The sequence below is a fragment of the Pseudomonas sp. DW-iso3 genome (assembly GCF_058725305.1).
This window is the reverse complement of sequence record NZ_JBZXDZ010000002.1, coordinates 102913-121505: the sequence shown is the minus strand read 5'-3', so window position 1 is coordinate 121505 and position 18593 is coordinate 102913. Positions and strand designations below refer to the sequence as shown.

Annotated in this window: 13 protein-coding genes; 9 read left to right on the top strand and 4 right to left on the bottom strand. The window is 62.3% G+C overall.

Translation table 11 applies throughout. The features are described from left to right. From AC4PS7_RS06275 to AC4PS7_RS06240, 8 genes are all read left to right on the top strand, one after another. On the top strand, positions 1–933 hold the full coding sequence (locus tag AC4PS7_RS06275; RefSeq protein WP_025857778.1) for a DUF58 domain-containing protein: 933 nt from the start codon (positions 1–3) through the stop codon (positions 931–933). Then, positions 930–1424, top strand: a complete 495-nt coding sequence (locus AC4PS7_RS06270) for a DUF4381 domain-containing protein (RefSeq protein ID WP_010210039.1) — start codon at positions 930–932, stop codon at positions 1422–1424. The genes AC4PS7_RS06275 and AC4PS7_RS06270 overlap by 4 nt, the downstream gene beginning before the upstream one ends. Beyond that, a complete protein-coding gene (locus AC4PS7_RS06265) occupies positions 1417–2505 on the top strand; it encodes a vWA domain-containing protein (RefSeq protein WP_045792025.1) in 1089 nt (362 codons plus the stop codon). The genes AC4PS7_RS06270 and AC4PS7_RS06265 overlap by 8 nt, the downstream gene beginning before the upstream one ends. Beyond that, a complete protein-coding gene (locus AC4PS7_RS06260) occupies positions 2502–4241 on the top strand; it encodes a tetratricopeptide repeat protein (RefSeq protein ID WP_045792024.1) in 1740 nt (579 codons plus the stop codon). The genes AC4PS7_RS06265 and AC4PS7_RS06260 overlap by 4 nt, the downstream gene beginning before the upstream one ends. Then, positions 4238–5878, top strand: a complete 1641-nt coding sequence (locus tag AC4PS7_RS06255; RefSeq protein WP_021491560.1) for a BatD family protein — start codon at positions 4238–4240, stop codon at positions 5876–5878. Before AC4PS7_RS06260 ends, AC4PS7_RS06255 begins: the two co-directional genes overlap by 4 nt. A 98-nt stretch (positions 5879–5976) precedes the next feature. Further along, on the top strand, positions 5977–7218 hold the full coding sequence (locus AC4PS7_RS06250) for an exonuclease SbcCD subunit D C-terminal domain-containing protein (RefSeq protein ID WP_038453299.1): 1242 nt from the start codon (positions 5977–5979) through the stop codon (positions 7216–7218). Next, positions 7215–10853: an AAA family ATPase gene (locus tag AC4PS7_RS06245; protein WP_137206036.1), complete on the top strand. Its 3639-nt coding sequence runs from the start codon at positions 7215–7217 to the stop codon at positions 10851–10853. The genes AC4PS7_RS06250 and AC4PS7_RS06245 overlap by 4 nt, the downstream gene beginning before the upstream one ends. Beyond that, complete coding sequence (locus tag AC4PS7_RS06240) at positions 10850–11443, top strand: glutathione S-transferase (RefSeq protein WP_010210029.1); 594 nt, start codon at positions 10850–10852, stop codon at positions 11441–11443. The genes AC4PS7_RS06245 and AC4PS7_RS06240 overlap by 4 nt, the downstream gene beginning before the upstream one ends. Here AC4PS7_RS06240 and AC4PS7_RS06235 read toward each other — a convergent pair. The 4 genes from AC4PS7_RS06235 to AC4PS7_RS06220 all read right to left on the bottom strand — a co-directional run bounded on the left by AC4PS7_RS06235 (position 11440) and on the right by AC4PS7_RS06220 (position 13510). Continuing rightward, entirely contained in the window at positions 11440–11565 is a 126-nt protein-coding gene (locus tag AC4PS7_RS06235) for a hypothetical protein (protein WP_021491563.1), read from the bottom strand. The two genes, AC4PS7_RS06240 and AC4PS7_RS06235, sit on opposite strands and share 4 nt — an antisense overlap. Before the next feature lie 159 nt (positions 11566–11724). Further along, positions 11725–11904 (bottom strand): hypothetical protein, encoded by a 180-nt coding sequence (locus tag AC4PS7_RS06230; protein WP_010210027.1) that lies wholly within the window; start codon positions 11902–11904, stop codon positions 11725–11727. Between the two features lie 156 nt (positions 11905–12060). Continuing rightward, a complete protein-coding gene (locus AC4PS7_RS06225) occupies positions 12061–13236 on the bottom strand; it encodes a lactonase family protein (RefSeq protein WP_010210026.1) in 1176 nt (391 codons plus the stop codon). Then, positions 13223–13510 (bottom strand): DUF5629 family protein, encoded by a 288-nt coding sequence (locus tag AC4PS7_RS06220; RefSeq protein WP_198580914.1) that lies wholly within the window; start codon positions 13508–13510, stop codon positions 13223–13225. The genes AC4PS7_RS06225 and AC4PS7_RS06220 overlap by 14 nt, the downstream gene beginning before the upstream one ends. A 139-nt stretch (positions 13511–13649) precedes the next feature. On the opposite strand from AC4PS7_RS06220, the gene AC4PS7_RS06215 reads away from it, so the two are divergent. After that, the gene (locus tag AC4PS7_RS06215; RefSeq protein WP_492179228.1) at positions 13650–18560 is read left to right on the top strand and encodes a dermonecrotic toxin domain-containing protein; all 4911 of its coding nucleotides are present in this window, start codon (positions 13650–13652) and stop codon (positions 18558–18560) included. Positions 18561–18593: the final 33 nt, after the last annotated feature.

Genomic DNA, 18593 nt, shown 5'->3' with positions numbered 1-18593 from the left:
ATGAACGCAAGCGATGGGATCCGCGTCACGCTCAGCGAGTTGATCGAGATGCGCCATCGCGTGCGCGAAGTGCAACTGTTTTCCACGCCAAGCCAGCGCAGCCCGCTGATCGGCCTGCATCACTCCAAGCTACGCGGGCGTGGTGTGGACTTCGACCAGGTGCGCGTGTACCAGGCCGGGGACGACGTGCGCACCATCGACTGGCGTGTGACGGCGCGCACCCAAGAGCCGCACACCAAGTTGTTCCATGAAGAACGCGAGCGACCGATCTTCATCATGGTGGAACAAAGCTGCCGGCTGTTTTTCGGCTCCGGGCAGATGTTCAAGTCGGTGCTGGCCGCACAGGCCGCCAGTCTGATTGGCTGGGCCGCACTGGGGCATAACGACCGTGTGGGCGGCCTGGTGTTCGGCGACAACGAGCACTACGAAATCAAGCCGCGCCGCAGCAAGCAAAGCCTGCTGCAACTGCTCAACCGCCTGGTGCGCGTCAACCAGAGCCTGAGCACCGAAAGCCGCCCCGAAGCCGACGCCCTCGGCATGGCCTTGCGCCGTGGCCGCGAAGTGTTGCGCCCCGGTAGCCTGGTGATTGTGATCTGCGATGAACGCGCGCTGACCGAAGGCGCCGAGCAACAACTCAGCCTATTGTCGCGGCATTGCGACCTGCTGCTGTTGCCGATCTCCGACCCACTCGACCACGCCCTGCCCGCCGCCGGGCTGCTGCGCTTCGCGGAGCGCGGTGCTCAACTGGAACTGGATACGCTGAATTTCGATCTGCGCCAGGCCTACAAGGCCCAGGCCGAAGCCCGCATCGCGCGCTGGGAGCTGCTCGCCCAGAAACTGCGTGTGCTACTGATGCCCCTGAGCACCCAGAGCGAAATGGTCGAGCAACTGCGCGAATACCTCAACCCGCAACGCCCGGTTAAAAAACAATGAGCAGCCTTGACCAACTGCAGCCGTTGATCGCCCCGCCCGCCGTCGGCTTCTGGCCGCCCGCGCCGGGTTGGTGGCTGTTGCTGCTGGTGCTTCCGCTGCTCGGCTGGGGCCTGTGGTCACTGCGCCGCTTTTTGCCGGCCCGCCGCCCCATCGCCCGCGCCGAACAGCCGCTGGACCCGCTGCGCATCGCCGCCCTGGCAGAGCTTGCGCTAATGCCCAAGCCTTACGATGGCGCGCCCGCCGGCGCCTGGCTGCAACAGCTCAACGGTCTGCTCAAACGGCTGTGTCGCAACGATTATCCCTATAGCCAGAGCCACACCCTCAACGGCCGCAAATGGCTGGCGTTCCTCGATAACCGCTGCCCCGCCGCCGGCCTCACACGCTGGATGGTATTGGTAGAGGGCGCCTACAAACCCGAATGCAAACTGGACGACAAGGCTATCGCCGGCCTGACCCAAGCCGTCGACACCTGGATTCGCAAACATGTTTGAGTTCGCCTGGCCGTGGATCTTCGCCCTGTTGCCCTTGCCGTGGTTGATGCGCCTTGTGCTGCCGGCCGCCGACAGCGGTGAGCCCGCCTTGAAAGTCAGCTACCTCAGCGACCTCGAAGGCCTGGCCCGTCGTCGCGCCCGCATCAACTTGCCCGGTTGGCGCCAACAAGCACCGTTCGTGATGCTGTGGTTGCTGCTGCTGACCGCCGCCGCACGCCCGGAATGGCTCGGCGAACCGCTGCCGATCGCCGCCAGTGGCCGCGACCTGCTGGTGGCGGTGGACGTGTCCGGCTCCATGGACTTCCCCGATATGCATTGGCAGGGCGAAGACGTGAGTCGCTTGAGCCTGGTCAAGCACCTGCTTGGCGATTTTCTTGAGGGCCGCGAAGGTGATCGGGTTGGCCTGATCCTGTTCGGCAGCCAAGCCTACCTGCAAGCTCCACTGACCTTTGACCGCCGCACCGTGCGCACCTGGCTGGATGAAGCGCGCATCGGCATTGCCGGCAAGAACACCGCGATTGGCGACGCCATCGGCCTGGCCCTGAAACGCCTGCGCCAGCGCCCGGCGCAGAGCCGCGTGCTGATCCTGGTCACTGACGGCGCCAACAACGCCGGGCAGATCGACCCGCTGACTGCCGCGCGCCTCGCCGCTGAAGAAGGGGTAAAAATCTATCCGATCGGCATCGGCGCCGACCCGGAACAAACCGGCTCCCTGGGCATCCTCGGCGTCAACCCGAGCCTGGACCTCGACGAGCCAGCGCTCAAGGCCATCGCCGACGTCACCAGCGGCCAATACTTCCGCGCCCGTGACGGTGAGCAATTGCAAGCGATCAAGGAGACCCTCGACAAACTGGAACCGGTCGAACAGCAACCGACGCAGGCACGCCCGGCCCTGGCGCTGTACAGCGCACCGCTGGCCCTGGCGCTGGTGCTGAGCATGCTGCTGGTGATTCAAGAACGCTGGCCGAACAACGCCCTGCAACGGTTGTTCAACAAATTGTCGAGCAAGGGGATTTTCCTGCAACAACACCCGGAATGGCGCCAACGCCTCAAACGCCTGCGTTTGCGGAGGCGTCGATGATCGACCTGTGGCCGCACTGGTTCCGCCCCGGCTGGTTGTTGCTGCTGCCGTTGCTCGGCTGGTTGCTGTGGCACCTGTGGCACCGGCAAAAGCGCGCCGGGCGCTGGCAGATGATCTTGCCTGCGGCCTTCCATGCCGTGTTGCTCAGGGGTGGAAACGGCCGCGAGAGCAAATCGCCGTGGGTGCTGCTGGGCATTGCCTGGCTGTTGGCCGTGCTGGCGTTGCTCGGCCCAAGCTGGCAGCGTGTTGAGCAGTCGAGCCAGAAGCCTTCCGATCCGTTGGTGGTGTTGCTGGAACTGACCCCGGAAATGCTCGCCACCGACAGCCCGCCTAACCGCCTGGAGCAGGCACGGCGCAAGCTATATGACGTGTTGCAGGCGCGTACCGACGCACAAACCGCCATCGTCGTCTACGCCGGTAGCGCCCACACCCTGGTGCCGCTGTCGGATGACCTGGCCACCAGCCGCAACCTGCTGGACGCCCTGCGCCCCTCGATCATGCCTGAGGCCGGCCATCGCGCCGACCTGGCCGTCGAGAAAGCCCTCGGCCTGCTCAAGCAAGGTGGCCTCGGCCAGGGACGCCTACTGCTGATTGGTTCTTCGCTGTCCAAACAGGAACGCCAGGGCATTCGCCTGCTGCTGCAAAACGCACAATCGCCCACCCTGTCGATCCTCGGCATCGGCAGCCGTGAAGGCACGCCGGTGACCCAGGAAAGCGGTGAATTTCTCAAGGACGAACAAGGCGCGATCCTGGTGCCGCGCCTCGACAGCCCGACGCTCAAGGCCTTCGCCAGTGAAATGGGTGGGCGCTACCGCGCGGCACGCCTGGACGACAAAGACCTGCGCCAACTCGGCGTGCTCGACCCGCCGCAGACCCTGCGCAACGATGGCCAACTGCTGCGCCTGGACACCTGGGCCGACCAGGGTTACTGGCTGCTCCTGCCCCTGTTGCTACTCGCTGCCTGTGCCGGGCGGCGTGGCTGGTTGTTCTGCCTGCCCCTGCTGCTGTTGAGCGCACCACAGCCCAGCTACGCATTCAGCTTGCAGGACCTGTGGCTGCGTCCCGACCAGCAAGGCCAATACCTGCTGAAGAAAAAACGCCCCGCCGAAGCCGCCGAACACTTCGAAGACCCGCAGTGGAAAGGCGTGGCGCTTTACGAAGCCGGCAACTACGCCGAGGCTATCAAGCTGTTTGCCGAAGGCAATGACGCCTACTCCCACTACAATCGGGGTAACGCCCTGGCCAGGTCCGGTGAGCTGGAAGCCGCCATCGATGCCTACGAACAGGCCCTCGAAGCCCAGCCCGACCTGCAGCCCGCCCTGAAAAACAAGGCGTTGGTGGAAGCACTGGTGCAGGAACGCGACGAACCGGAACCGACCCAGCCGGCAAAAAACGAAGATGACGAAACCACTCAACCCGGCCAAACTGCGCAACCGGGCGCCAGTGGGCAAAACGCCACGGGGGGCGAGCCGTCGTCCCAGGGCCAGGGCGAATCCGGTACTGACGACACCCAGGCCGGCAGTCCATCGCCAACCCCAGGCAACGAAGTGCCCGGCAGCGAACTGGGCGACGAACAGACCACCACCCCGCCGCTGCGCCCCGACAACGCGAGCCTCGACGGTGAACACCGTCAGGCCCTGGAGCAATGGCTGCAGGAGATCCCGGACAATCCCGGTGAACTGCTGCGCCGCAAATTCTGGTACGAACAGCAACAACATCAGGACAAGACTCGATGAGCCGCCGCACCACCCTACTGCTCCTGCTCGCCCTCTCGGCAGGCCACGCCCAGGCGGCGAACCTGACCGCCAGCGTCGACCGCAGCCGCGTCAACTCCGGGGAAACGGTGGAATTGACGGTGGAGTCCAGCGATGTCACGCAGTTCGGCAAGCCGGACCTGTCGCCGCTGGATGCGCAGTTCGAAGTCAGCGGCACCCGCCAGATCAACCAGCTCACCACCTTGGGCGGCGATAACCACGCCACCACGCGCTGGATCATCACCCTGCTGCCCAAGGAAAACGGCACAGTGGTCATCCCGCCCCTGCAAGTGGGCGATTACAAGACCCAGCCCATCAGCCTGCAAGTGGTCGAAACCGCCAGCCAGAACACCGCCGCCGAGCTGGCGCCGGTGTTTGTCGAGGCCAACCTCGACCAGACCAGTGTCTACGTCCAGGCCCAGGCACTGTTGACCGTACGCGTCTACCACTCGGTGTCGCTGTACGATGACAGCAGCCTCACCCCCCTGCAGATTGCCGATGCGCGCGTGGAGCAGTTGGGCGAGTCCCGCACCTACGAAAAGGTCATCAACAGTATCCGCCATGGCGTGATCGAGACCCGCTACGCGATCTATCCGCAGCACAGCGGCACCCTGGCGATTCCGGCGCAGACCTTCAGCGCCACGCTGGTGGAGTCGCGCCCACCGCAGGAAAACACCCTGCAAGGCACCAAGCCGGGCAAGCTGATTCACGTCAGCTCTGCGGAGTTACCGCTGGTGGTCAAACCCAAGCCCGCGCTGTATCCCGCCGACGCCCCATGGCTACCGGCACGCAGCCTGACCCTGAGCGAAAACTGGAACCCGGCGCCTGAGCATGTGCAGGTCGGCGACTCCCTGACCCGCAGCCTCACGGTCAAGGCCGAAGGCCTGTCCAGCGCACAACTGCCGGCCCTGCCCAGCACCGACGTCAACGGCCTGCGCCGCTACCCGGACCAACCGGTGCTCGGCAACCAGACCAACGACCGTGGCCTGATCGGCAGCCGTGAAGACCGCGAAGCCCTGGTGCCCACCCTCGCAGGCAGCATGGACCTGCCCGCCGTGGACGTAGTGTGGTGGAACACCCACGAAGATCATCTGGAGCGTACCAGCCTGCCCGCGCGCACCCTGCAAGTGGCGATCAACCCGAGCCTGGCCGTCGACACTCCCGCCACGCCCACGGTGATCACCGCGCCGGATGATGAACGCCTGTGGCTGTGGCAACTGAGCACGTTGCTCTTCGCCTGCACCACCCTGCTGGGTTTTGGCCTGTGGTGGCGCGCACGCCGGCAACCGGCCGTGCAACGTGCCGCGCAAACGGGCCCGAGCCCGCGCACCCTGCTCGATGACCTTAAACGCGCCACCCAGGCCAACGACCCGCAAGCCACCCGCCAGGCCCTCGACGCCTGGGCGCGGCAGCAGCCGGAAACGCTCGCGGACATGGCAGCGCGATTTGTGCCATTGTCGGATGCATTGGATGGCTTGAATGGCGCGCTGTACAGCGAGAGTGGGCATTTCTGGCTGGGTGAGGACTTGTGGCGTGCCGTGAAAGCGATTCCTATAGCTGAACGTGAACTGGATCCGGCGGCGGATACCACCAGTTTGCCGCCGTTGTATCCCAAATAGCCTGCTTCCTCCCACACTGGATCTTGGCCTCCCGCGGGCACCGAATGTGTTTTTGCAGGTAAACTCCCTTCCTTTTCATATTCTCCACGGAGTTCGCCTTGCGTCTGTTTCACACCTCCGACTGGCACCTGGGCCAAAACCTCCATGGCCAGGAACGCGACTTCGAACACGCCTGTTTCCTTGAGTGGCTGCTGGGCCAACTGAAAACCCATCTCCCGGATGTGCTGCTGATCGCCGGTGATATCTTCGACACGGTCAACCCGCCCCTCAAGGCCCAGGAGCGGCTGTATGACTTCATCATCAGCGCCCATGAACAGAACCCCAAGCTGACCATCGTGATGATCGCCGGCAACCACGATTCCGGCTCGCGTATCGAGCTGCCCGCGCCGTTGATGCGGCGCCTGCGTACCCATGCGCTGGGCCGCGTGCTGTGGCTGGATGACGGCCAACTCGACGCCGAACGCCTGCTGATTCCGCTGCCGGATGCCAAAGGCAAGATTGCCGCCTGGTGCCTGGCGTTGCCGTTCCTGCGTCCGGCGGAAGTCACCGGTGCGCACTTGGGTGACGACTACCTGCGCGGCATCGGCCAGGTGCATGAATGGCTGATCGCCGCCGCCAACGCCAAGCGCAAAAAAGGCCAGGCGCTGATTGCCATCAGCCACGCGCACATGGCCGGTGGTTCGGTGTCGGAAGACTCCGAGCGCAGCCTGATCATCGGCAATGCCGAGGCGCTGCCGGCCAGCCTGTTCGATAGAAGTGTCGCCTACGTTGCCCTCGGCCATTTGCACAAGCCGCAAAAGGTCAATGGCGAAGAACGCATTCGCTACAGCGGCTCGCCGATTCCGCTGTCGTTTTCCGAAATCGGCTATAAACACCAGATTCTCGACGTGACGTTTCAGGGCCAATGCCTGGTGAGTGTCGAACCGCTGCTGATCCCCCGCTCGGTCGACCTGCAACGCCTGGAAGCCGCGCCCCTGGCCGATATCCTCAAGGCCTTGGCCGAGTTGCCGGATATCGACCTGCTTGCCGAAACCCAGCGCCACCCCTGGCTCGAAGTTCGCGTACGCCTGGATGAACCACAACCCGATCTGCGTCAGCAGATCGAAAGCGCCCTGCAAGGCAAGGCCGTGCGCCTGGTGCGCATCGCCGCCGAATACGCCGGTACCGGCAGCCGTGAGGACGAAGGCGACGACCGCCTGATCGATCTCGACCAGCTCACGCCCCAGGAATTGTTCAGCCGCGCCTGGCAGGACAGTTATGGCAGTGACGTGGATGAACAGACCTTGAAGGACTTCGCCGTGCTGCTCCAGGAAGTGCAACAGGAGGGCGAACAGCCATGAAGATCCTCGCCATCCGCCTGAAAAACCTCGCCTCCCTGGCGGGCCCGTTTGAGATCGACTTCACCGCCGAGCCGCTGGCCAGTGCCGGTTTGTTCGCGATTACCGGGCCGACCGGCGCCGGTAAAAGTACCCTGCTCGATGCCTTGTGCCTGGCGCTGTTTGGCGCGGTGCCGCGCCTGGGCGATACCGGCCAGGCGAAGATGCCGGATGCCGACAGCGACATTTCCATTGGTGACCCGCGCACCTTGCTGCGGCGTGGCACCGGTGGCGGTTATGCCGAGGTGGACTTCGTCGGCGTCAGTGGCCGTCGCTACCGCGCACGCTGGGAAGCCAACCGCGCACGGGACAAAGCCAGCGGCAAATTGCAGAACAGCCGCCAAAGCCTGATCGACCTGGACAGCGACCAACTGCTGGCCAGCCAGAAAACCGAATACAAGACCCAACTGGAACTGGCCCTGGGCCTGAACTTCGAACAGTTCACCCGTGCCGTGTTGCTCGCTCAAAGTGAGTTCAGCGCCTTTCTCAAGGCCAACGACAATGAGCGCAGCGAACTGCTGGAAAAACTCACCGACACAGCCCTTTACACCCAGCTCGGTCGGCGCGCGTTCGACAAGGCCAAAGAGGCCAGGGAAGCGCATAAACAGCTACAGGACCAGGCGACCGGTGTGGTGCCGCTGGCCGCCGAAGCCCGTGCCGAACTGGATCAGCAATTCGACGCGGCGCAACAACACCTCAAGACCCAGCAAGCCCAGCTCAAGCAGCTGGAGTTGCAGCACACCTGGCTCAAGGAACTGCGCGAATGGCAAGAGCGCCAACTCGCCGCTACCGAACAGCTACAGCGGGCGCAGGCCGAGTGGGATAACCAGGGCCAGCAACGTGACGACCTGAGCCGCCTGGATCAGTTGGCGCCACAGCGTCACCAGTTTGCGCGCCAGGCAGAGCTGAGCACCCTGCTTGCGCCGCTGGCCGCGCAGATCCAGTTGCATCGCCAACAACAAGGCGAACTGCATACTCGCCAGGAACAGGCCCAACAACAGCAAGCCAGCGCGCAAACCGCATTGGCGCAAGCCCTGAAAAACCAGGCTGATGCCGTGCCTTTGCTGCGCCAGGCGTTCGAAGAACAGAGCACCCTCGCCCACTTGACCAAAGAGTTGGCAAAGCGCATCGAGGACAAACAGCAACACGAAAGCGCCTGCATCGAAGGCCAGCGCCAGCTCACTGGCCTGCTGGAAAAACAGAACCAGGTCGCCGAACGCTTGCAACGCCTGAGCACCGAGCTTGACCGCAGCGCGGCGCTGGCACCGCTGAGCGACGCCTGGACCGCCTACCGCGACCGCTTGCAACAGTTGATGCTGATAGGCAACCGCCTGAATAAAGGCCAAGCCGAACTGCCGCAGTTGGAGCAACGTGCGACCAGCGCCGCCGAACAGTTCACCCAGCAACGCGAAGCCTTGGACCTGCTGTATCAGGAGGCCGGTGCCGAGCCTCACGCCGTGGCCGAGCAGATCCAACTGCTGGCCAGCCTGCTGCAAGACAATCGCAAACAGCAGCGCGCGTTCGAAGATCTGACACGCCTGTGGGACAACCAGCAGCAGTTGGACCAACAAGCCGCTACCTTGACGCAAAAGCTCACCGATGCCCAACAGCAGCGCGAGCAGTTGAACCAGGCCGGCCTGCAAACCAAGGCAGAGCTGAGCGTTGCCGAACAGACGCTAAGCGTGACCAAACAGCTGCTGGAACGCCAGCGCCTGGCCCGCAGCGCCAGCGTCGAAGAGTTGCGCGAGCAGTTGCAGGACGACCAGCCCTGCCCGGTGTGCGGTAGCCACGAACATCCGTACCACCAGCCCGAAGCCCTGTTGCAAAGCCTCGGTCGTCATGACGAAAACGAAGAAGCCGCGGCGCAGAAAGCGGTCGATACACTCAAGGAAAAGCTCACCGAGTTGCGTGGCGAAGTGGGCGGTTTGATCGCCCAGCAGAAGGAATACCTGCAACAGCAGGAACACCTGGCGACGCAACAGCAAGCACTCAAGCCGAGCCTGGATGCACACCCGCTGTACGCGTCGTTGCTCAACCAGGAAACTGCGAAACGCAGCGCCTGGCTCGAACAGCAACTGGGCCAACTGACCCAGCGCATCAGCCAGGACGAACAACGCCAAGGCGCCCTGCTTAATCTGCAACAAAACGCCGGGCGCCTGCAGCAGCAGTTGCAAGCCGCCCAGGACGCGAGCCAGCAGGCCCGTCAATTGTTGGTCGACCAGCAACGCGAGCTGGCCGGTGACCGCGAACGCCTCGACCAGGAATTGAGCGCCTTCGCCAACCTGCTGCCCGCGGACACCCTGGAAGGTCTGCGCGCCGAGCCGGCCGCCACCTTCATGCAGCTGGACCAGCAGGTCAACCAGCGCCTGGAACAGCTGGGCCATCAACGCGATGAGCTGGCTGAGCAACAAGATCGCCAACAGGCGATCGAGAAGGAACAGACTCACCAGCAACATCGCCAGCAACAACTCGACGCCCTGCTCCAGCAGGTCAACGAGCTGGCGAGCCAACAGCAAACGGCCCAGGCAAAACTCAGCGCACTGCTGGGCGAGCACTCCAGCGCCGAACACTGGCAGCAGCAGCTGGAACAGGCCGTGACCCAGTCACGTCAAAGCGAAACCGACGCAAACAAACAGCTGCAAGAGATCCACAATGCACTGATCGAACTGGCCGCCGACCTCAAGGCCCAGCAGGAACGCGAACACGCGTTGCAGGCCGAACACCATGCCCTCGCCACGCGCATCAGCGAATGGCGTGCCCTGCACCCGGAACTCGATGACGCAGGGCTTAGCCATTTGCTGGCCTACGATGACGCCCAGGTCAGCCAATTGCGCCAACAGTTGCAGCTCAGCGAAAAAGCCGTCGAACAGGCCAAGGTGCTGCTGCAAGAACGCGAACAGCGCCTCGCCGACCACCAGGCCCTGCACAATGGCAATCTTGAGGCCCAAGCCTTGGACAGCGCCCTGGCAACGCTCAACCAGCAATTGGCCGAAGGCGAGAAAATCTGCGCCGAACTGCGCGCACGGCAGTCCGAAGACCAGCGCCGCCAGGAGGCCAACCAGGCCTTCGCCGAGCACATCGCCAAAGCCTATGACGAGTGGCAACGCTGGGCACGCCTGAACGCGCTGATCGGCTCGGCCACCGGCGACACCTTCCGCAAGATCGCCCAGGCCTACAACCTCGACCTGTTGGTGCACCACGCCAACGTGCAACTGCGTCAGTTGGTGCGGCGTTACCGCCTCAAGCGTGGCGGCAGCATGCTTGGCCTGTTGGTGATGGACACGGAAATGGGCGATGAATTGCGCTCGGTGCATTCGTTGTCCGGCGGCGAAACCTTCCTGGTGTCCCTGGCGCTGGCCTTGGGCCTGGCGTCGATGGCTTCCAGCACGTTGAAGATCGAGTCACTGTTTATCGATGAGGGCTTCGGCAGCCTCGACCCGGAATCGTTGCAATTGGCGATGGATGCGCTGGATGGCTTGCAGGCTCAAGGCCGTAAGGTTGCGGTGATCTCCCACGTACAGGAAATGCACGAACGCATTCCTGTGCAGATTCAGGTCAAGCGCCAGGGCAATGGCTTGAGCACCCTGGAGGTCAAATGAGCGAGGCGCTGCTGTATTCATTCCGGCGCTGCCCCTATGCCATGCGTGCGCGGCTGGCCTTGCGCTACAGCGGCGTGCCCGTGCGCATCATTGAAGTCAGCCTGAAGGCCAAGCCGGCCGAGATGCTGGCGCTGTCGCCCAAGGGCACGGTGCCGGTGTTGAGTGTGGCGGGCGAGGTGATCGAGGAAAGCCTGGCGATCATGCAATGGGCGCTGGCGCAGCATGATCCGCAGGATTGGTTACTGCAGGGTGATCCGGCGGTGCTGGCGCTTGTTGCCGAGAATGACCAAGGCTTCAAGTATCACCTGGATCGATACAAGTACGCCGAACGCTACCCGGAACTGCCGATGGAACACTATCGGGCCGAGGGCGAAGTATTTTTGCGCAAGCTTGAAGCATTACTGGCGGGCCGCGCCTATTTGCTGGCGGATCATCCAAGCCTGGCGGACATGGCCCTGGCGCCGTTCGTGCGGCAGTTTGCCCATGTGGATCGGGACTGGTTTGCCAGTGCCCCGTACCCCCGCTTGCAGCATTGGCTGGAGCGATTTCTGCAATCGCCGCTGTTTGTCGCGGTGATGGCGAAGGTTTAGCCCTGGGCCAAATCCAACAAGCGCTCGCGGGCAATCTCAGGCTCACTGTCTACCCCCTGCACGGAAGACAGGATGGGCGCGGAATAGAGGGCCAGTATGAGTGCGGCGAGTCGGATTGCCATGCTGTCGATTCCATGAAGAAAAGCGTCAAAAGTTGAGCGTCAAATTTAAACACATGGCAATGTGATATCAATCATTTTTCTTCCACGCCTGCACAAACGCCAAACCACTCGAACGAGCCAGGCTTCGTTCCAGTGGTTTGGCGTCTGCGGGTGTGCAGGTTATTGCTGGGTTTTGTGATCGAGTGCGGCGTAGAAGTTGGCGCTTTGTTGCAGGTATTTCTGGGTGTAGGCACTGGTGCTGGATTTTTTGCCGGTGACTTCCACGCTGGCTGCTGCTGGCAGCGCAACAGTGGCGGAAACAGCGGAAGCGGCGATGATGGAGAAGAGATTCAAATTCATGTCGGTAACCCTTGTGTGCGTTTGATTGAGTGGCCGGGGAAGGCCTTGGAACCAAACTTACGCCCGAGGGCTAAGCCTTAGAAATGCTTTGAAACAGTAGCCGCTATTAATAGAATTAATACAAAGGCTCAGGCCCCGCATCGCGGGGCCTGTGGCTTATTGACGCACCAGGAACTTGAGGTCACTGGGCGCATCGATCGGCATTTTCTGCACGGTTTTACCCAGCAGGCCGGTCTTGGGGTCGCGTTCGACCACCACGATTTCATTGCTTTTCTGGTTGGCGATCAACAAAAACCGCCCGCTCGGGTCCAGGCTGAACTCGCGCGGGTGGTCGCCTTCCACGGGACGGCGTTGCAGCTCCTTGAGGTGCGCGGTGGCCGGGTCGATGCTGAACACCAGCAGTTGGTTGGCCGTACCACGGTTGCTCACGTAGAGGAACTTGCCATCACTGGACGCATGCAACGCGGCGCCGGCCTTGTCCGACACCGGCTGCCCGGCGGCGAAGTCCACCAGCTGGGTCTGGGTCAATTGGCCGTCCTTGTAATCAAACACCGCCACCTGTGCGCTCATCTCGGTGGTCAACCACGCATGCTTGCCATCTGCACTGAACAGCAGGTGCCGTGGGCCACTGCCGGGTGGCAGTTGCACCGAGGCCGGGCTGGCCGGCGCCAAGGGCTGTTCAGGGTTGGCCTTGGGGTCGTAGTGGTAGGCAAACACCTTGTCTGCGCCCAGGTCCTGGACGAACACGTATTGGCCATCTGGCGACGACACTACCGAGTGCACATGGTTGGACGCCTGTCGCTCTGGATTAACACGGCTGGACGGATGCCCGCTCAGTTGCACGGGAGCTGATAGCTTGCCCGTCGCATCGACCGGCAGGGCCGCCAGGCTGCCACCCGGGTCTTCGAGTACCGAATAGTTGGCGACAAACACATAGCGCCCGTCAGCGGCGACGCTGGAGTGGGTCGGCTCGTTGCCCAGGCTCTGCACCTGATTGATCAAGGTGAGCTGGTAATTCTGCGGATCGATGCTGTAGCTGCTGACGCGACCAACCGGGTCGTTCTGGCCGGGGCCGTTTTCGTTGACCACGAACAGGTGTTTCTGGTCCTTGGAGACCGTCAGCCACGACGGGTTGGCAGCCTTCGCGGCCAGTACCGGCTTGCCACTGAACTGACCGGTCCGGCTATTGAACTGCAGGCGATAGATCCCTTCGCTGCTGCCCGCGGTGTAGCTACCCACCAGCAACTCGTAAGTCTCGGCCGGCGCGGCCTGCACCGACATCGCACCGACACTGCCCGCCATCAGCAGGGGCCAGAATTTACGCATCATCATCCGCTTGCTCCTCGTTGTTATTGTTGCCGGTGAACGCACTCATGCAGATCAGGCGGTGCTCGCCCGACTCACCGGTAAGGGTCCAGCTTTGCAAGGTGTCATCGAAGGTAGCAGCCTGGACTTGCTCCAGGCTGAAGCGCCAGCGTTTTTCCGCGCGGCCGTCCATGGCGATGATCAGCAGTTTCTCTTTATCGAGCACGAAGTCGAAGGCATGCAGCCCATCGATTTCAAGCATGTCGGAAGCTTCAAGGACGGCAGGCAAATTATCAGTCATCACAGTCTTTCATCAGGTTCAAAGGGCTAATCATAGGCGAGTTTGCCGCCAGCGCCTAAACCATAACGGGCTACCACCGGGTCGCGGCGCTGCGCATTACCTTGCTTGGGCATGTCCTATCCTGCGTAAAGGAATACCCATGACAGACCCCAACACCCTGCCTGCCGCACACCCGACCCGACAAGCGGTTGAGGCCCAGTTTCGCACCCGCCCGACGTTGCGCTCAGTCACCGCGCAGATGCTGACCACCCACTTGAAAGAACACTACCCGCCGCTGGCGCATCCCGTCGGTGAACTGCGACTGGCCGTACCGCGGGAAGGCGGTGGCCGCGCCCTATTGCCGCTGCTGGAGGTGACGCTGGGCTACATGGCCGATGGCAGTTTCCCGGACTTGTCTGCGCGCAACAACCTAGATTGCTACCTAGGCGATGCCACCGGCACCCGCCTCACCTTTCAAGCCAATGGTGCTCGCGATTATGACGTGGCGGTGATCGAAGCTGTCATCCGGGAGCTGCCGACACTACTGTTCATCGGCTTTCAAGACGCGCTGGCAACCTATTGGAGCCAGGACAGCGATGCCGGCGGCAGTCGCTGGCAATGGTTGGCCAAGGTCCTGCAAGGCTCGCTGCTGGATTCGGCGATTAGCCAGGCCGGCGCCGCAATGCCCGCATTGAAAACCCTGGCCACGCTGGCCCGCTACCCCGACCGCGCCACCCGTGCACGCCGGCCAGGGCGTGAGGGCGCGGTACACGCCTATACCCTGGAAACGCACCTGGACCAGGCCCGCAGCCGCCTCACCCTGCAAGCCATCGACCTCCTGGTGGTCTGCCAGGCGCAGGTGTTGCTGTGTCGCGTATCGGGAGAAATCGAGGCATACGCCGACCTCGATGCCTTCGGCCAGGCATGGGGTGCACGCATGCAACAACGTTACGGCGCCGACAGGATCACCTGGCAGCAGTACGAACCTGACGGCAATATTTTCGAGGTGCAAGCCGCACTGATCATCAACCAGCAATTGGATAACCTGGCCGCGATTGAATTGCCCGGCACATCCAGCGTGCAAGCCCTGGAGGACGTGTTTGCCACGGCCACCGACCCGGCGCTCGTGTTCAGCGCCTCATCCAGCACCCCACGGACCACCTTGGCCTCGATCCAGGCAGGCTTGCCTGTCTGGCTGCAGCGCGCCAGCACCGCCGACCGTCTGGCCTATCATCAGTGCCTGCTGGAGCAAGCCGGTATACGCCGACTGACCCTGGGTGACTCAGACTTCGCTGGCGTGGAAACGCTGCGCAGTTATGCCACCGAGCACTTGAATCACCAACTGTGCCTGGACCGCGTGCAGGCGCTCGGCGGCCGACGTCATTGCGATGACGCTGCGCGGGCAGCCGGGTACAACGCAGATGACCTGGAACTGACCTTCCACGTCCCGGTCGGCACACTGGCCGGTGGCTACGTCGAACCGGTCTGCATAAGCCTGGTCGATCTGGCCCTGCAAAACCTGTCGGGTGCGCCCAAAGGCCGTATGACACTGCGCCATCGCGCGGGTCGTGAACTCGAAGCCTGGTTGACCGACGATTACATCCGCCAATTGGTGCAGCGTGTCGACATCGGCCAAAACTACCCTCGTTACCTACGCCAGGCGCTGATGAGCGATACCGACGTCGCGCGAAAACGCCAACGCCTGTTCGAACAGCAGCGCCCGGTTCATCTGAAAAACCAGGCGCTGGAACACAAGATCAAAGGACAGGCGGGCCTGACCCATCGCGGTGTTCGTTGTGTGAATGCCGTGCTCGACCCTGAGCCATTGGCGCAGCAGGTCGACGATGACGCCATTGTCATCCGCGCCTTGGCCTTCCTGCGCAAGCCCGGCGCCACGGCCGACGTCGTACAGAATATGTTCATCATCGAACCCCGCGATACACAGCGAGGGCCGCACGTGCTGTATCGGCCCGCCTATCGCGACGCACTGCTGGAGTTTGCCGATCGCGACAGCCTGCTGGCAGCCATCGCAGTGCCGGGCGCGCTGCAGGACAGCGTCTTGACTTGGCTGCCGGAGACCGCAAGAGCCATCTATAGCAACGGCGGATTCACACAGCCTCACATTGTCAGAGTCGGCATGGGCTCGGAATTCGCCCCGTTGCCCAGCGTTCCCGAGCCTGCCCAATTGGCTGGCGCTGGTGACGAGAGCAGCGATGAAATCCTCCAGGCGCTGAACAATGGGCGCCTGATGGAGTACCTGTTCGGCAGTGAAACCCGGCAGTTGCTGGACCAGGCCGAACGCGCCTCGACGTCCAACAGGGAAAGTCGCTGGGCACTGATAATCGAAGGCATGCAACTGGGGTTCAACACGCTGTTGATGGCCGTACGCGGGCCGCTGGCGGCCGTCGGCTGGCTGATGCAACTGGTACAAAGCCTCACGCAGGACGTGCCGGCCCTGGAGAGCCATGACCCGACGGCAAGGGAGTTGGCTTGGGTTGACCTGCTGCAGAACATCGCCATGCTGCTGTTGCACCATGGCTCGGTGACTGTGGCACCCGACACCGCGGCGCCGGATACACAGGTCATGACGCGCCAGCCTTTCAGACGCACGCCGACTGGCTCACCGCTGGCGCGAACGGTCCTGATTGAACACGGCAAGATTGGCGTGCCTTCCGAACCGCCCGGTGGAGGCCGTACGCTGCTGGACTTTGACCAATCGGTGGCCGGTGATGCGGCCGCGAGCAAGCTGTTGAACACGCTGCGCGCGGTCAACATTGCCTGGCCTACGCCGCCGCCGAACCCGATCAGCATCGGCCCTCACCAAGGGTTGTACAGGATCGACGGCCTATGGCATGCCTCGGTCGGCGGCCTGTTGTTCAGGGTCAGCATTACACCGGGGTTTGGCGATGTCTTCATCATTCACCCACAGAAACCCGACCACCCAGGCATCAAGCTGAAGACCGACGGCAAGGGGCATTGGACATTGGACCGTGGCCTTAAACTGCTAGGCGGTGGTCCCAAGCGGATGGCGAGTTTGCGTGAGGAAAACCAACGTAGAAAAGCCGAACTCATCGCGCGCGGGGAAGCACTCAATTCAGAAATCAACGTCTTGATGCCGCCGTTCCTGGCAACAATGGATCAAATGCTGAGCGCCCTCACAGCCTTGAAGAACCAACGCAAAACCGTGCGATTGGTGTGGGATCTTCTGCAAAAAGCCACTTCCCAACAAAAACCGGCGCTTGCGGAACGCCATCAGCGGGAAATCCTGGAACACCAGGCGCGGCGCACCGAGTTTAAGATCCTGTTGCAAAACCTGGAAGATCAGTTTGCCCAGTCACTGTCCCCACGCCTGGAAATGGTCAAAGTGGGCAAAGAACTCGAACGGGTCGGGGGCGCCGGTACGCATGTACAGGAGCGGGCCAGAATCCTGGGAACCATTTGGGATCAACAGTTGGCCATCCACACGCTGCTGTTGGACCGGTTGAACGCCATGCGTTTTTCCAGGGCGGGTGAGCCCATGGAGCACATGGCACGCAGGATGTTTATCGATAATCTGTTGGAAGATTTCACGGTCTATGAGGAATACATCAGCAACACCGTTGAATCGGCAAACATCCGCCAGCACATGGCCGAGGTCTCCACGGCCATGGAGCAGACCCTCGAACAGCTGGCGCAAGACTCGGTGGCGGGACGCGCCATATGCCAGGAAAAGCTGTCTCGGATCCAGCTCCCGCAGAACTTTTTTGCCGACAACCTGAAGCTCAATACGCTGAGTTATCTCACCGCCGCCAGCCTTGATAAGACCCATACGTCGGTGGTGCCCCTGGAACGGTTTTACCTCGATCGCCTCGAACAAACCGACTTGTTTGAAACGCTGCAGTCTCACATCGATGTGCGCAGTGGCGCCGAGTACCCGCTTGCCGATCAGCGGCACGTGTATGAAACCGTCCTCAACGAGTACCGCCGTTATGAGGAGGGCATTCGTGCGCTCAAGATCATCAATCCACGCTGCCTGCGCCCGGAGGCCGAGCGCTTGCTGACAGGCCTTGAATATGCCCAGGCCCTGGCGCAAACCGAATTGGAAGGCGTGGTGAGCAAGCAGGAAGCGCTGGACGTCGAATTACCCTTGTCCAAGACGCTGCGCCCCAAGCCGGCCTCCAAACGGGTATTCAAAACGCGCAAGAAGAAATACCTGGTTGGGGACCTCAAGCAGACCAATGCGCAACAGCTTGAAGAGCAGTTCACCATCGTCGATACGCCGACCGGCGAAACCATTGCCACCTTCAACCGGCATGAAGACGGTTGGGAGGCCACCTCCGACACGCCCGCAGCCTCGGCAGAGCCCGCGCCCACGGGTCGATCGCTGGCGACAATCAAAGGCTTGGCCCTGGCGTTGGTCAACGAACGCAAAGGCATTGGTCAACTGATAGAAGCCGAGCAGAAAAAACTCGATTCCGCCCTCACCCGCCAACACGTTGACCCCGGCAACTGGAATGAACTGCTCACCGGGCAAGCTGCAAAACTCACCGCATTGGCCGATGAATTGCTACGCGAACACCTTGAGCAAAAACCGGCGGTACAGCGCCTGATCGATGAATACAGGGACGAAGCGCGGGACATGACCCGGCAGGCAGAGCGTTTATGCAGTAATGCGTATAAGCGCCAATGGCCAACACAGGAGAGCCTCAATTATCTATGGGAACACAACCAGATCGACATCAACCTGACCAGCGTGGCCGACCTGCAACGTCCGACCCTCAGCGGCGACTTCTTCACCGAATACGCCGTGTATGACAAGGCAAAAAAACCTCCGGTGGTGTTGTGGTATGCGCACTTTCACTACGCCAGCGCCGACGCCCCGCCCGCGCACTACACGCGGGCGCACCTGAAGTTGGCGGAACAGCGTAAATACACACAGAAGGATTTGCTCAAGGAACACGTGCAGGCCCATTTGCGCCAGCAGCCGGAACCGTCCGCCGTGCCGCTCAGTCGGGTTCTCTACGTACTGATCACCCCGCCGGTGGACCAGATATTCCTGAAGATCGTGCAGGCCCCACGGCCCCGTCAGTGACAACCGAGCGTGAGGGCGAAGACGCCCTCACGC